General features: G+C 72.6%; 15 protein-coding genes. 2 read left to right on the plus strand and 13 right to left on the minus strand.

Annotated elements, in window-relative coordinates; all coding sequences use genetic code 11:
- Positions 1–31 precede the first annotated feature (31 nt).
- The 7 genes from nadC to KLP28_05230 all read right to left on the minus strand — a co-directional run bounded on the left by nadC (position 32) and on the right by KLP28_05230 (position 7,046).
- Positions 32–952, minus strand: a complete 921-nt coding sequence (gene nadC, locus KLP28_05200; protein ID QWC86114.1) for a carboxylating nicotinate-nucleotide diphosphorylase — start codon at positions 950–952, stop codon at positions 32–34.
- Positions 949–2,637, minus strand: coding sequence for an L-aspartate oxidase (locus tag KLP28_05205; protein QWC86115.1), 1,689 nt, complete (start codon positions 2,635–2,637; stop codon positions 949–951). The genes nadC and KLP28_05205 overlap by 4 nt, the downstream gene beginning before the upstream one ends.
- Before the next feature lie 9 nt (positions 2,638–2,646).
- Positions 2,647–3,123, minus strand: coding sequence for an aspartate 1-decarboxylase (locus KLP28_05210; GenBank protein QWC86116.1), 477 nt, complete (start codon positions 3,121–3,123; stop codon positions 2,647–2,649).
- Positions 3,108–4,064 carry a pantoate--beta-alanine ligase gene (panC, locus tag KLP28_05215; GenBank protein ID QWC86117.1) on the minus strand — a complete coding sequence of 319 codons (957 nt, stop codon included), beginning with the start codon at positions 4,062–4,064 and terminating at the stop codon, positions 3,108–3,110. Before panC ends, KLP28_05210 begins: the two co-directional genes overlap by 16 nt.
- Positions 4,061–5,020: a DUF2520 domain-containing protein gene (locus KLP28_05220; protein ID QWC86118.1), complete on the minus strand. Its 960-nt coding sequence runs from the start codon at positions 5,018–5,020 to the stop codon at positions 4,061–4,063. The genes panC and KLP28_05220 overlap by 4 nt, the downstream gene beginning before the upstream one ends.
- A gap of 163 nt (positions 5,021–5,183) precedes the next feature.
- A complete protein-coding gene (locus tag KLP28_05225) occupies positions 5,184–6,542 on the minus strand; it encodes a PH domain-containing protein (GenBank protein QWC86119.1) in 1,359 nt (452 codons plus the stop codon).
- Between the two features lie 12 nt (positions 6,543–6,554).
- Positions 6,555–7,046, minus strand: coding sequence for a PH domain-containing protein (locus tag KLP28_05230; protein ID QWC86120.1), 492 nt, complete (start codon positions 7,044–7,046; stop codon positions 6,555–6,557).
- A gap of 98 nt (positions 7,047–7,144) precedes the next feature.
- Between KLP28_05230 and KLP28_05235 the strand changes: the two genes are divergently transcribed.
- Positions 7,145–7,942: an RDD family protein gene (locus tag KLP28_05235; GenBank protein QWC86121.1), complete on the plus strand. Its 798-nt coding sequence runs from the start codon at positions 7,145–7,147 to the stop codon at positions 7,940–7,942.
- Positions 7,939–8,511 carry a hypothetical protein gene (locus KLP28_05240; protein QWC86122.1) on the plus strand — a complete coding sequence of 191 codons (573 nt, stop codon included), beginning with the start codon at positions 7,939–7,941 and terminating at the stop codon, positions 8,509–8,511. Before KLP28_05235 ends, KLP28_05240 begins: the two co-directional genes overlap by 4 nt.
- A 41-nt stretch (positions 8,512–8,552) precedes the next feature.
- Here KLP28_05240 and KLP28_05245 read toward each other — a convergent pair whose 3' ends face one another.
- The 6 genes from KLP28_05245 to rpsL all read right to left on the minus strand — a co-directional run bounded on the left by KLP28_05245 (position 8,553) and on the right by rpsL (position 14,093).
- A complete protein-coding gene (locus tag KLP28_05245; protein QWC86123.1) occupies positions 8,553–8,870 on the minus strand; it encodes a hypothetical protein in 318 nt (105 codons plus the stop codon).
- The gene (trmB, locus tag KLP28_05250) at positions 8,867–9,613 is read right to left on the minus strand and encodes a tRNA (guanosine(46)-N7)-methyltransferase TrmB (protein QWC86124.1); all 747 of its coding nucleotides are present in this window, start codon (positions 9,611–9,613) and stop codon (positions 8,867–8,869) included. Before trmB ends, KLP28_05245 begins: the two co-directional genes overlap by 4 nt.
- 113 nt (positions 9,614–9,726) lie before the next feature.
- Entirely contained in the window at positions 9,727–10,920 is a 1,194-nt protein-coding gene (gene tuf, locus KLP28_05255; protein ID QWC86125.1) for an elongation factor Tu, read from the minus strand.
- A gap of 110 nt (positions 10,921–11,030) precedes the next feature.
- Entirely contained in the window at positions 11,031–13,130 is a 2,100-nt protein-coding gene (gene fusA, locus KLP28_05260) for an elongation factor G (GenBank protein QWC86818.1), read from the minus strand.
- A 116-nt stretch (positions 13,131–13,246) separates the two neighbouring features.
- Positions 13,247–13,717 carry a 30S ribosomal protein S7 gene (gene rpsG / locus KLP28_05265; GenBank protein QWC86126.1) on the minus strand — a complete coding sequence of 157 codons (471 nt, stop codon included), beginning with the start codon at positions 13,715–13,717 and terminating at the stop codon, positions 13,247–13,249.
- Between the two features lies 1 nt (position 13,718).
- The gene (gene rpsL, locus KLP28_05270) at positions 13,719–14,093 is read right to left on the minus strand and encodes a 30S ribosomal protein S12 (protein ID QWC86127.1); all 375 of its coding nucleotides are present in this window, start codon (positions 14,091–14,093) and stop codon (positions 13,719–13,721) included.
- Between the last annotated feature and the right edge of the window lie 67 nt (positions 14,094–14,160).

A 14,160-nucleotide genomic window follows, 5' to 3' on the forward strand; every position in this document is an offset into this window, starting at 1 on the left:
GTTTCGGGACGCCCGGCTGGCGCCCGGCTCCTCAGCTCCCCGGGCGCAGGTCCATCGCGACGTCCAACACCGGTGCCGAGTGCGTGAGCGCGCCCACGGCGATGGTGTCCACACCGGTCCGCGCGACGGCGACGGCCCGCTCGAGCGTCAGCCCGCCCGAGGCCTCGAGTCGAGCTCGACCGTCCGTACGCGTGACGGCCTCGGTCATCTGCTCCAGCGACATGTTGTCGAGCAGGATGTCGGGGGCCCCGACCTCGAGCAGCTCCTCGAGCTGTTCCAGCGTGGTCACCTCCACCTGCACCGGCAGCCCGGGGTGGGCGGTCACCACGGCCTCGTACGCCGGCACGACGCCGCCGCAGGCGAGCACGTGGTTGTCCTTGACCAGTCCCTGGTCCGAGAGCGACGTGCGGTGGTTGAGACCGCCACCGGCGCGGACGGCGTACTTCTCCAGGTGCCGCAGCCCCGGCGTGGTCTTGCGGGTGTCACGCACCCGGCACCCGGTGCCGGCCATGGCCTCCTCCCACGCCGCGGTCGCGGTCGCGACCCCGGAGAGGTGGCACAGCAGGTTCAGCGCGGTGCGCTCGGCGGTCAGCAGCAGGCCGACGTCGCCGGTGGCGGTCAGCAACACCTGCCCGCGGCGTACGCGGTCGCCGTCGCGGGCGCCACGCTCGACCGTCACGGCGGGGCCGAGCGCGTACCGGAAGGCGAGCTCGGCCACGGCCAGACCCGCGACGACACCGTCGGCCCGGGCCACGAGGTCGCCGGCGGCGTCGCCCAGCGGCAGCGTCGGCCAGGAGGTGACGTCCTCGGTCGGACAGTCCTCGGCGTACGCCCTGCCGACCACCGCGTGCACCTCGGCGGCGTCGAGTCCCATTCCCTCGAGCTCGGCGACCAGCCCGGGGGGCACGTCGCCGAGCGGCGACCTCGCGAGCTCCCGCGGCGCGCTGCTCATCGGACCTCCTCGTCGGTGGGCCCCAGCGGGCTCAGACTCTGCTGCGGACCGTCCGCGCCCGCCCGGGCGTCGACGTGGCAGCACCAGGACGCGTCGTCGGCCTCCGGGAAGTCCTCGCGCCAGTGCGAGCCCCGGGTCTCCTCGCGCCGGAGCGCCGCGTCCACCAGCAGCTGGCCGACGGTCACCAGGTTCGAGGTCTCCCAGTGACGCGTGCCGGGGGCGGCGTCACCGGAGTCCCACATCGCCGCGAGGTCCGCCCGAGCCCGGTGCAGGCCGGCGGCCGAGCGCAGCACTCCGGCGTACGCGGTCATGGTCTGCTGCACCTCGCCGAGGCGGTCGCGGTGCGCCAGACCCGCCACCCTCGGGTCAGGCCCGGGCGTACGCCGCGGCGGCAGGTCCGCGGCCAGGCGCGAGGCGATGCGGTGGCCGAAGACCAGCCCCTCGAGCAGCGAGTTCGACGCCAGCCGGTTCGCGCCGTGCACGCCGGAGCAGGCGACCTCGCCGCACGCGAAGAGACCCGGCACGTCGGTCTGACCGTCGAGGTCGGTGGCGACCCCGCCCGAGGCGTAGTGGCAGGCCGGCACCACCGGGATCAGGTCGGTCACCGGGTCGACACCGTGGGACCGCGCCGAGGTCAGGATGGTCGGGAACCGCTCCTCCCAACGCCGTGCCCCGAACGCGGTCGCGTCGAGCCAGACGTGGGGCTGCCCCGTCTCCCGCATGCGCCGGTTGATCGCCTTCGCCACGACGTCGCGGGGTGCCAGGTCGCCCATCGGGTGGACACCCTCGGTGACCCGGCGACCCTCGTGGTCCAGCAGCACCGCGCCCTCGCCACGCACGGCCTCCGAGATCAGGGGCTGCTGACCGCGGGAGTCCTCGCCGAGCCACATGACGGTGGGGTGGAACTGCACGAACTCCAGGTCTCGGATCGTCGCGCCCGCCCGGTAGGCCAACGCGGTGCCGTCGCCGGTGGCGACCGGCGGGTTCGTCGTCGCGGCGAACAGCTGGCCGAGACCCCCCGAGGCGAGCACGACGGCACGACAGTGCAGGGCGCCGACACCGTCGCGCTGCCCCTCACCCATCACGTGCAGGGTCACGCCGGCCACCGCCGGCACGCCGCCCGAGCCGTCGGCGAGCAGCAGGTCGACGGCGAGCGCGTGCTCGACGACCTCGATGGTCGGGGCCGCCCGCACCGCCGCGACGAGTGCTCGCTGGATCTCGCGGCCCGTCGCGTCGCCGCCGGCGTGGGCGATGCGGTCGCGGTGGTGCCCACCCTCCCGGGTCAGCAGCAGCTCGCCGACCGGCGACTGGTCGAAGCGGGTGCCCAGCGCCACGAGCTCACGGACCCGGTCCGGACCCTCGGTGACCAGGGCGCGGACGGCCGCCACGTCGCACAGCCCCGCGCCGGCCTCGAGCGTGTCGTCCAGGTGCTCCTGAGGACTGTCCCCGGGGCCCAGCGCCGCGGCGATGCCGCCCTGCGCCCACGTCGTCGACCCCGCCGAGAGGTCGTCCTTGGTCACGACCGTGACCGAGGGGCGTACGCCGTCCGGGCCGGCCGTCCGGGCCAGCAGGGCGTCGATGCGCAGCGCGGCCGTGAGCCCGGCGACGCCGGACCCGACGACGACGACGTCGGTGAAGGAGGTCCAGCCGGGCTCGGGCGCGAGCAGCCGACGGGGAGGGGACACGCCCGGAGACTAGCGGCTGCCCGCGGCGAGCACGGTGGCGCGCTGCTCGGCGTCCAGGTCGGCCGCCGCGCCCGTGACGAGCGAGTCCCCGCGGGCCAGACCGGAGCCCTCGACGGCGTGCGCCGCGTCCTCGCCGACGTCGACGATGCGGTTGTCGGCATCGACGAAGACGACGTGCGGGGTGTGCGTACGCGCCTCGGCGTCCTCGAGCTGGGCGTAGGCGATGAGGATGACGAGGTCACCCGGGTGCACCAGGTGGGCCGCGGCCCCGTTGATGCCGAGCACGCCGGAGCCGCGGTCGCCCGCGATCGTGTACGTCTCCAGCCTGGCGCCGTTGGTGATGTCGACGATGTGCACCAGCTCGCCCGGCAGGATGTCGGCTGCGTCGAGCAGGTCCTCGTCGACCGTCACCGAGCCGACGTAGTGCAGGTCTGCCTGGGTGACGGTGGCTCGGTGGATCTTGCCGTTCATCAGGGTGCGAAGCACGGGTTCTCCTGGTCCTGTGGCTGGTCTCGGGTGGGGCGCGCGCCGGACGTCGGCGCCGGCGCCGCGGGCAGCTGCACGACACGGTTGTCGATGAGACGGGTGGCGCCCACCCGCGCAGCGACGAGCAGCCGCGCCTCGCCCCCGGCGGCGTCGTGGCCGGCGTCGGCGCGCAGGTCGGGCGTACGCAGCGCCACGTAGTCGACGGACACTCCCGCCACGTCGAGGGCCTCGTGCGCCTCCGCGACGACCGCGGCACCGCCACGCTCCGCCGCAGCGGCGCCGGCGGCGAGGGCCCGCGGCAACGCGGCGGCGAGGTCGCGCTGGGCCCCGTCGAGGTAGCGGTTGCGCGAGGACCTCGCGAGGCCGTCGTGCTCGCGGTCGGTGGCCACCCCGACCACCTCGACGTCCAGGGCCAGGTTCCGCACCATGCTGCGGACGAGCACGAGCTGCTGGTAGTCCTTCTCGCCCATGACGAGCACGTCCGGACCGACGACGCCCAGCAGGGTGGCGACCACGGTGAGCACACCGCGGAAGTGGGTGGGCCGGACGGCGCCCTCGAGCTCGGCGCCGAGCGGGCCGGGCTCCACCGCGATGCCGGCTGCAGGGTCGGGGTAGACGTCCTGCTCGGAAGGCGTCCAGACCAGGTCCACGCCATGCTCCGCACACGCGTCGACATCCGCCTCGAGGGTGCGCGGGTAGGCGTCGAGGTCCTCTCCGGGACCGAACTGCAGCGGGTTGACGAACACGGACACGACGACGAAGCCGTGCTCGCCCACGCGGTCGCGGGCGGCGTCGACCAACGCCAGATGTCCCTCGTGGAGGGCTCCCATCGTCGGGACCAGCGCCACCGTGGCGCCCCCGGCCCGGGCGGTGGCGACGGTCTGCGCCAGCTCCTCCCGTGTCGTGGCGACGCCGGGACGGCGGAGCACGTCGGCGCTCATGAGCCCTGCTCCGCGGACTTGAGGGCGGCGCCGAGGCGCAGCAGGTCCGTACGGCCGTCCTCGGCGAGGGCCAGCACGCGCTCGACGGCGGCGGCGCGCACCGGGACCAGCCGCCCGTCGAGGGTGGCACGCGACGCCGTGTCGCGGGCGAGCGCGACGTAGGACGGCACCGCGAGCGGCTGGTGCGCGAGCAGGTCGAGCACGTGGGCGCGGACGGTCTCGACGTCACCGCGCACGATCGGGCCGGTCAGCGCGGAGTCCCCGACCTCCAGCGCGTTGCCGAGGGCGGCCTCGAGCAGGGGCCGCAGTGTCGCGGACGGGTCGTCGGCCCCCGCGGCCGCCAGCATCTCCCTCGCCTGGGCCACCAGGGTGACCAGGTGGTTCGCGCCGTGGGCGAGCGCCGCGTGGTAGAGCGCGCGGTGCTCCTCGACGACCTCGACGACCGAGCCGTCGACCGCCGAGACCAGACGTGTCCCCAGGGCTGCGGTCTCCGGGCCGTCCGAGGTCATGGCGTACGCGCATCGCGGCAGTCGCGACAGGTCGCGCACGGTGCCCGTGAACGTCATGGCGGGGTGCAGCGCGAGACGTGCCGCGCCGACCTCCGCCGCCGGGTCGAGCACCCCCAGGCCGTGTCGACCCGACAGGTGCACCACCGTCGGCTGCGCCTCCCCCGGCTCCCGCGTCAGCGCCCCGGCACCGGCGAGCTGGCGCGCGACGTTGCCGAGCATGTCGTCGGGCACCGCCAGCACCAGCACGTCGCAGGCCCGCGCGACCGCGCTCGGCTTCACCACCGGCACTCCGGGCAGCAGCGTCGCGGCCCTGTGCCGTGAGGCGTCGGACTCGCCGGAGACCGCCACCACCTCGGCGCCCGCCTGCCGCCAAGCCGCCGCCAGCACCGCGCCGACGCGTCCGGCGCCCACGACGCCGAGGCGCAGCTGCCCTCCGGCGTGCCTCATCGTGCGCTCGCTTCCGCTGGTCGGTGCCCCGGCCGTGCGGGGCTGGTCGTGGTGGTCTCCTCACCGGAACTCGACCGTCACCCGCCGTGTTCCCGCAGGCTGGTCCATGTCAACGGTAGGCCCTGCCCGGGCCCCGGCGAAGCCGTCGGGAGGGTGGGTCTGGTCACCCGCGCGGCAGTGCGTCGAGCCTGGCCGTGCGCGAGGCCGCCACCTCCGCGTCCAACAGGGTCCTCGCCTGGGCGACGGGACGGTGGCGCGCGGTGACGCGGACGGGCCCCTCCGGGGAGTCCACGCGCACGGTGGCGAGGGCGAGCCGGCGCTGCAGTGGGCCCTGCGTCATGCGGACGGACTGGACGCGGCCGTGCGGCACGACCTGGGTGCGCCTGACCCACCACCCGGCACGGGACGCGACCAGGGCCTCGTCCACGGAGAAGCCGAACGTCCGCGCGACCAGCGGGCTCAGCAGGTGGGCGCGGACGGGAGGCGCAGACATCGAGATCGCCTCGACGTCGCGCGCGAGCAGGCGGGAGGCGAGCGCGTACACCTCGTCGCGGCCGCCCACCGACAGCACGGTGGAGGCGTCCGGCCCGGCGGCGCCGACGCCGAGCGCCCCGGCCGTGGCGACGTCGAGCCGCGCCCATCCCGCGGCACGCCACAGCAGCGGCTCGGTAATCTTCAACCCCTGCAGACGGTGGGTGGCGATGGTCTGGTGGGAGACGTTGACGAGGCCGCGGCGCACGTGCAGCCCCAGGTGGTCCTCGGTCAGCACGAAGCCCCAGTTCTCGGAGAGGTCGCGCATCACGACCAGCGCGAGGGCACCGATGAGGGGCACGGTCACCGCGGCGAGCAGTCGACGACCGTCGGGCCCGCCCGCGGCCCAGGCCCACACCGGCGTGAGCACGAGCAGTCCGATCGCGGCGTGGGAGGCGGCCTGCACGGCGATCTGGCGGGTGAGCGGGACCCGGGCCAGCTCGACCTCAGCCGGGCGCGGTCCGTCCGACCCGTGCGGGTGCGGCACGACGGCCCCGGGCGTGACCTCGACGCCCTGATGGGTCGGGGTGCCTGTCGGCGCCAGCTCCCGGCGGGCGAGCAGAGCCTCCTTGAGCTCCGCGGCGTCGGCGCCGCCGAGGAACGCGAGCGAGTCGCTGTCCTGGGAGCCCGCCACGTCCAGCCTGACCTCGGACAGGCCGAGCAGGCGCGCCCCCAGGGGCTTGACCAGGTCGATCTCCTGGATGCGGTCGATCCGGATGCGGCGGGAGGTGCGACGCAGGACACCCGCATCGATGCGCAGCTCGTACGGCGTCAGCCACCACTTCGTCAGCCACCAGCCCACGGCCCCGTAAGCCAGCCCCGCGGCGATCAGTCCCAGCACCAGACCTGCGACCAGGCCGACCTCGCCGCGCAGCAGCTCGTCCTGCGCCAGGCCCAGGCCGAAGAGCACGAAGATCAACCCGCGCGCCAGCGGGGTGCCGGGCGAGAGGCGACGGTGGGGGGTCTCCCACGGGATCCGGTCCGAGCGCATCGGGGCCGCCGGTCACAGACCCGAGCTGCGGGTCTGGCCGAGCTCGGTGAGCCGGTCGCGCAGACGGGCCGCCTCACGCGGCGTGACACCCACGATCCGACCGCGCGACCGCGGCGAGGCGGTGTTCAGCCGCACCGTGGCGAGGCGGAAGGCCTGCTGCAGGGGACCGGCGGTCACCTCGACGAACTGCATCCGTCCGTACGGCACCGCGATCACGTGACGCACCAGGGTGCCCCGCTTGATGTAGAGGTCGTCCTCCTCCTCGGCGTACGCCCAGGCACGGGCACCGCGACCGACGAGCCACCAGGCCAGGACGCCGAGCACGAGCACCGTCGCGGCGACCTCGACCCGCCACGGCTCGAGGGCGGGGAGCAGGCTCACCGCGACGGCCCACGCGACCAGGGCGAGGTCGACGGCCCAGAGCACGCCGAGACGCCGCATCACCCGCAGCTGCCACGACACCGGCGTCCAGTGGACCCCGGGCGCACCGAAGACGTCCGTCACGGCTCAAGGGTAGGAACGAGTCGGGACGGGCGGGGCGTTTCCGGTCAACCTTGACCGTGCCCGGCACCGGTGACGGAACCCCCGCCTACCCTGGCCGGGTGTCGGACATCTACGCAGGCGCAGCGGCCGAGACGACGGTGACCGGGGACGCCGTCACCCTGGACCTCGCGGCCGCCTCGGTCGCGACCCGGCTGCTGTCCGGTCTCATCGACGTGCTCCTGGCCGTGGTCCTGCTCGCGGGAGGCCTGACGATGACGGCCTTCACCGCCCCGACGGATGCGCTGGCCGGGGTCGGCGGCGTGCTGAGCCTGGTGCTGGCGTTCCTCGTCCTCCCGGTCACCGTCGAGACCGCGACCCGCGGTCGTTCCGCCGGCAAGGCCGCGCTGGGACTGCGCACGGTGCGCGACGACGGGGGGCCCGTCTCCTTCCACCACGTCTTCACCCGGCACCTCGTGGGCGTCGCCGAGATCTGGGTCCTCTCCGGTGTGCCCGCCCTGCTCACCGCACTCCTCCACCCCCGCGGCAAGCGGGTCGGCGACGTCGCGGCCGGTACCTACGTCGTCCGCGACCGGTTCCGGTTGCGACTGTCGCCGCCGCCGGCGATGCCGCCGCACCTCGCCGCGTGGGCCTCTGCCGCCGACCTCGCGCCGCTGCCCGACGGCACGGCCCTCGCGATCCGGGGTCTGCTGCAGCGCGACGGCAGCCTCGCCCCCGGTCAGCGCGACCTGCTGGCCGCCGAGCTCGCCGAGCAGGTCAGGCCACTGGTCAGTCCCGCGCCGCCGGCGGGAACGACCGCCCCGGACTTCCTGGCCGCCGTGTCCGCCGAGCGTCGCCGACGCGACGGCGAGCGGCTCGCCCGGCAGCAGGCACAGCGGCAGCGCCTGGCGTCCTCGTGACCCGCACCGAGTGGAGGTCTCCGCGCGTCGCGGCGTACGCGGTGGGACTCTGTGCCCTAATCGTGCTCGTGACGCTGGTGGTCGGTGGGGTCGGCGCCGTCCGTGAGAGCCGGGCCGTCGCCGCGGTCGAGGTGGATCGCACGGAGGCGACGGCGTTCGGCGGTCCCGCCGCCGTGGTCTCCTGCCTCGGCCGGTGGTGCAACGTCGCCTGGCGGGTGTCGGCGCCCCGCGGGTCCGTACGCCTGGATCGCCTCGTGCTGCCGGCCCTCGGCCCCGACGGCGGGGGCACGGGGCGTCGTCTGCTCGGGGGCGCCGTCGACGGGGACACCCTGTCGCTGCCACCGGTCGAGGCGGTGGAGGACGCCGCGGACGAGGACACCCAGGACACGCTGCTGGCCGTCGGGCGGGAGGTGCCGGCCGGCCGCGGACTCGTCGTGGCGGTCGTCGTCGAGATCGCCACCGATTGCCGCGCCGGCGACGTCGAGCCCGTCTCGGCGGTGATGACGGTCAGCCGTGGAGACGTCGTCGACCAGCGTCGGAGCCCACCGGTCGCCCTCCCCTGCCGCTGACGGCGACGGCGCCCTGGTCGGGACCCGAGTCAGGACCCTGCTCAGAGGCCGGCGACACCGAAGACCGCGATCGCTCCCGCGAGGAAGAGCGCGAGCAGCACCAGGAGGAACAGCACCGCCGCGCCCAGCAACACGCTGCCGACGATGCCGAGCACCCGGCCGACCTGCACCTGGTCGCGCCCGCCCCACCGGCCGGGCTGGGCGTCGATCTCGCGGAGCGTACGGTTGCCCGTCACCCACGCGAACGGCGCCAGCACGCCGCACAGCACGACCCCGAGCAGCCCCAGCACCAGCACGGTGCCGGCCCGGGGGTGGGTCGGTGGGTCGCCGTAGCCGACCCAGCGAGGCTCCTCGGTCATGCGCGGGAGTCTTCCACGACGTAGGCCAGGTCGACGACGGGTCGCTCCGCCGCCCGACCGCGACGCTCGAACTTCGTGGCGGGCCGCTCGGTCCAGCGCTCCACGACCCCACCGCGGAGCCGGGGCTCCTCGCCGATGACCTCGGTCATCCACTCGGCATAGGGCGGCCAGTCCGTCGCCAGCCGCCACGTGCCGCCCGGTCGCAGCACCGTGGCCACCCTCCCGGTGAAGGCGGGGGTGACGATCCGGCGCTTGTGGTGCCGCGCCTTGGGCCACGGGTCGGGGAAGAAGGTCCACAGCTCGTGCACGGACCCGGGCTCGAAGAGATGGTCCAGCGCCCACACCGCGTCCAGGCCGAGCACCCGGACGTTGTGGGCCCCGGCCTCGTCCGCTCGGTGCAGCAGCTCGGCCATGCCGGGCTGCCAGACCTCGAGGGCGAGCACGTCGTGCTCGGGGTGTGCCGCCGCGTACGCCGCTGCGGTCTCCCCGACACCGGACCCGACCTCGACGACCAGCGGCGCCTTTCGGCCGAAGACGTCGGACCAGCTCACGCGTCCGTCCTCGACGGACTCCGTCGGCACCACCCACTCATCGGCCCGACGGCTCCAGGCTCGGTGCTGCTTCTCGGTGAGCCGGGCCCCACGACGGGAGTAGGAGAGCACCTCCCGCACCCGACGACCGTCCTCGGTCAGACGGGTGTGCGGTCTGGCCGAGGTCGTACGCCCGGCGTGCGGCTTGGTCACGGACTCTCCTGATCGGTTCCGACGACACGACAGGCCCCGTCCCCCTGGCGAGGGACGGGGCCTGTCGGCTCTGCTGGGGACCGCCGAGGCGGTCGGAGGCTCAGGGCCTCAGATCACTGGGTGACCTTGGTGACGCGGCCGGCGCCGACGGTGCGACCGCCCTCGCGGATCGCGAACCGCAGACCGTCCTCCATGGCGATCGGCTGGATCAGCTCGACGCTCATGTCGGTGGTGTCACCGGGCATGACCATCTCGGTGCCCTCGGGAAGGGTCACCACGCCGGTCACGTCCGTGGTGCGGAAGTAGAACTGCGGGCGGTAGTTGTCGAAGAACGGCGTGTGACGGCCGCCCTCCTCCTTGGAGAGGATGTAGACGCTGGCCTCGAAGTTCGTGTGCGGGGTGTTGGTGCCCGGCTTGATGACGACCATGCCGCGCTCGACGTCCTCGCGCTTGGTGCCGCGGAGCAGCAGGCCGACGTTCTCGCCCGCCTCGCCGGTGTCGAGCAGCTTGCGGAACATCTCGATGCCGGTGACCGTGGACTTCTGCGAGCCCGGACGGATGCCGACGATCTCGACCTCCTCGTTGACCTTCACGATGCCGCGCTCGATGCGGCCGGTGATGACCGTGCCGCGACCGGTGATGGTGAAGACGTCCTCGACGGGCATCAGGAACGGCTTGTCGGTCTCGCGCTCCGGCTGCGGGAGGTACTCGTCGACCGCGTTCATGAGCTCCATGATCGACTCGGACCACTTCTCGTCGCCGTTCAGCGCCGGGAAGGCGGCCACGCGTACGACCGGGACGTCGTCGCCCGGGAAGTCGTACTCGGAGAGGAGCTCGCGCACCTCCATCTCGACGAGCTCGATGAGCTCCTCGTCGTCGACCATGTCGCACTTGTTGAGCGCCACGACCAGGGCCGGCACGCCGACCTGGCGGGCGAGCAGCACGTGCTCACGGGTCTGCGGCATCGGGCCGTCGGTGGCGGCGACCACGAGGATCGCGCCGTCCATCTGGGCCGCGCCGGTGATCATGTTCTTGATGTAGTCCGCGTGACCGGGGCAGTCGACGTGGGCGTAGTGACGGTTCTCCGTCTGGTACTCGACGTGCGCGATCGAGATCGTGATGCCGCGCTGACGCTCCTCGGGGGCCTTGTCGATCATGTCGAAGGCGGAAGCCTGGTTCAGGTCCGGGAACTGCTTGTGCAGGACCTGCGTGATCGCCGCGGTGAGCGTGGTCTTGCCGTGGTCGATGTGACCGACGGTGCCGATGTTCATGTGCGGCTTTGTCCGCTCGAACTTCGCCTTAGCCATTGCTGGCTCCTCCTGGTTGTTGTCTCTGACTCTGGGTGATCTGGGGTGTGCTCATGCTCGCAGGCGAGCGCGGGGGGCGGACCGTCAGGGTGCTGGGGCCCGCCGGCGGGTCACTCGCCGCGCACCTTGGCGACGATCTCCTCGGCGACGTTCGAGGGCACCTCGGCGTAGGAGTCGAACTCCATCGCGTACGACGCCTGACCCGAGGTCTTCGACCGCAGGTCCCCGACGTAGCCGAACATCTCCGACAGCGGCACGAGCGCCTCGACGACGCGCTCGCCACCACGCTCGAACATCGCGCCGACCTGGCCGCGGCGGGAGTTGATGTCACCGATGACGTCACCGAGGTAGTTCTCCGGCGTCGTCACCTCCACGGCGAACATCGGCTCGAGCAGCACGGGCTTGGCCATGCGGCAGGCCTCCTTGAAGGCCTGGTTGCCGGCGATCTTGAAGGCCAGCTCGGAGGAGTCGACGTCGTGGTAGGCGCCGTCCTCGAGCGAGACCTTCACGTCGACCATGGGGTAGCCGGCGAGCGTGCCGAACTGCATGCCCTCCTGCGCGCCCTGGTCGACCGAGGGGATGTACTCCTTCGGCACACGGCCGCCGGTGACGTTGTTGACGAACTCGTAGCCCGCACCGGTGCCGGTCTCCTCGTCGATGCTGGGCTCGACGGAGATGATGACCTTCGCGAACTGGCCGGAGCCACCGGTCTGCTTCTTGTGCGTGTAGGAGTGGTTCTCGACCTTGCGCTTGATCGTCTCGCGGTAGGCGACCTGCGGCTTGCCGACGGTCGCCTCCACGCGGAACTCGCGCTTCATGCGGTCGACCAGGATGTCGAGGTGCAGCTCGCCCATGCCGGAGATGACGGTCTGGCCGGTCTCCTCGTCCGTCTTGACCTGGAAGGTGGGGTCCTCCTCGGCGAGACGCTGGATCGCCATGCCGAGCTTCTCCTGGTCGGACTTGGTCTTCGGCTCGATGGCGACCGAGATCACCGGGGCCGGGAAGGTCATGGACTCCAGCACGACGCCGTTCTTCTCGTCGCACAGGGTCTGACCCGTGGTGGTGTCCTTGAGGCCCATCACGGCCACGATCTGGCCGGCGCCCACCGAGGCGATCTCCTCACGCTTGTTGGCGTGCATCTGGTAGATCTTGCCGATCCGCTCGCGCTTGCCCGAGACCGGGTTGAGCACGGTCGAGCCCGCCTCGAGGCGGCCCGAGTAGACGCGGATGAAGGTCAGCTTGCCCAGGTGCGGGTCCGCGGCGATCTTGAACGCGAGTGCTGCGAAGGGCTCCTCCTCGCTCGGGCGACGGAGCACCTCCTTCTCCTCGTCGCGGGGGTCGTGGCCCACGATCGAGTCGACGTCCAGCGGCGAGGGCAGGTACTTGATGACCGCGTCGAGCAGGGGCTGCACGCCCTTGTTCTTGAACGCGGTGCCGCAGAAGACCGGGACGAGCTTGTCGGCCAGGGTCGCGCGGCGGACGGCCGCCTCGATCTCCTCCACGGAGAGGTCCTCGCCCTCGAGGTACTTCTCCATGATGTCGTCGTCGGCCTCGGCCAGCGTCTCGAGGAACTTCTCGCGGTACTCCGCGGCCTGCTCGGCGAGCTCGGCCGGGATCTCCTCGACGTCGTAGTCCTCGCCCAGCGCGGTCTCCCCGCGCCAGGTGAGGGCGCGCATGCCGACGAGGTCGACCACTCCGAGGAAGTCGGACTCGGCACCGATCGGCAGCTGCATGACCAGCGGGGTGGCCTTGAGCCGCTCCACGATCGTGTCGACGCAGTAGAAGAAGTTCGCACCGGTGCGGTCGAGCTTGTTGATGAAGCACATGCGCGGCACGCGGTACTTGTTGGCCTGACGCCACACGGTCATCGACTGCGGCTCGACGCCGGCCACGCCGTCGAAGACGGCGACGGCACCGTCGAGCACGCGGAGCGAGCGCTCCACCTCGACCGTGAAGTCGACGTGCCCGGGCGTGTCGATGATGTTGATCTGGCGGTCCTTCCACCAGCACGTGGTCGCAGCGGACGTGATCGTGATGCCACGCTCCTGCTCCTGCTCCATCCAGTCCATCGTGGCAGCGCCGTCGTGGACCTCACCGATCTTGTAGGAGATGCCGGTGTAGAACAGGATCCGCTCGGTGGTGGTGGTCTTGCCGGCATCGATGTGCGCCATGATGCCGATGTTGCGGACCTTGGTGAGGTCCGTGGTGATGTCGACTGCCACTGTCGGGTGTCCCCTCGAAGTCTGGTGTGGGTCGGTGGTGTGGAAGAAGTGGGCGGCGGCGCCCGGCAGTGCGCCCGCTCAGGGAGCGGACGCACCGCACGGCGTCACCAGCGGTAGTGGGCGAAGGCGCGGTTGGACTCGGCCATCTTGTGCGTGTCCTCGCGCTTCTTCACCGCGGCACCGAGGCCGTTGGAGGCGTCGAGGATCTCGTTCATCAGCCGCTCGGACATCGTCTTCTCGCGACGGTCCTGGGCGTAGCCGACGAGCCAGCGCAGCGCCAGCGTGGTGGAGCGACCGGCCTTGACCTCGATCGGCACCTGGTAGGTCGCGCCGCCGACGCGGCGGGACTTGACCTCGATGGCCGGCTTGACGTTGTCGAGCGCGCGCTTGAGCGTGACGACCGGGTCGGTGCCGGTCTTCTCGCGGCAGCCCTCGAGGGCGGTGTAGACGATGCGCTGGGCGACCTGCTTCTTGCCGTCCATGAGCACCTTGCTCACCAGCTGCGAGACGACCTGCGAGCCGTAGACCGGGTCGACGTCGACCGGGCGCTTGGGGGCGGGACCCTTGCGAGGCATGTCAGCTCTTCTCCTTCTTCGCGCCGTAACGGCTGCGAGCCTGCTTGCGGTTCTTGACACCCTGGGTGTCGAGCGAGCCGCGGATGATCTTGTAGCGCACGCCGGGCAGGTCCTTCACACGACCGCCGCGCACCAGCACGATCGAGTGCTCCTGCAGGTTGTGGCCGACACCGGGGATGTAGGCGGTGACCTCGACGCCGCTGGACAGGCGCACGCGCGCGACCTTGCGCAGGGCGGAGTTCGGCTTCTTCGGAGTGGTCGTGTACACCCGCGTGCACACGCCGCGACGCTGGGGAGAACCCTTCAGCGCCGGCGTCTTGTTCTTGGACACCTTGTCCTGCCGGCCCTTGCGGACCAGCTGCTGGATGGTGGGCACCGCGTGGTTCCCCTTCGTCTCTCGGGTCAGCGCGCCGGACGACGCGCGGAGGAGCGTGCTCGGAGCG

It is taken from the genome of Nocardioidaceae bacterium (assembly GCA_018672315.1).
Taxonomy (GTDB): Bacteria; Actinomycetota; Actinomycetes; order Propionibacteriales; family Nocardioidaceae; genus TYQ2.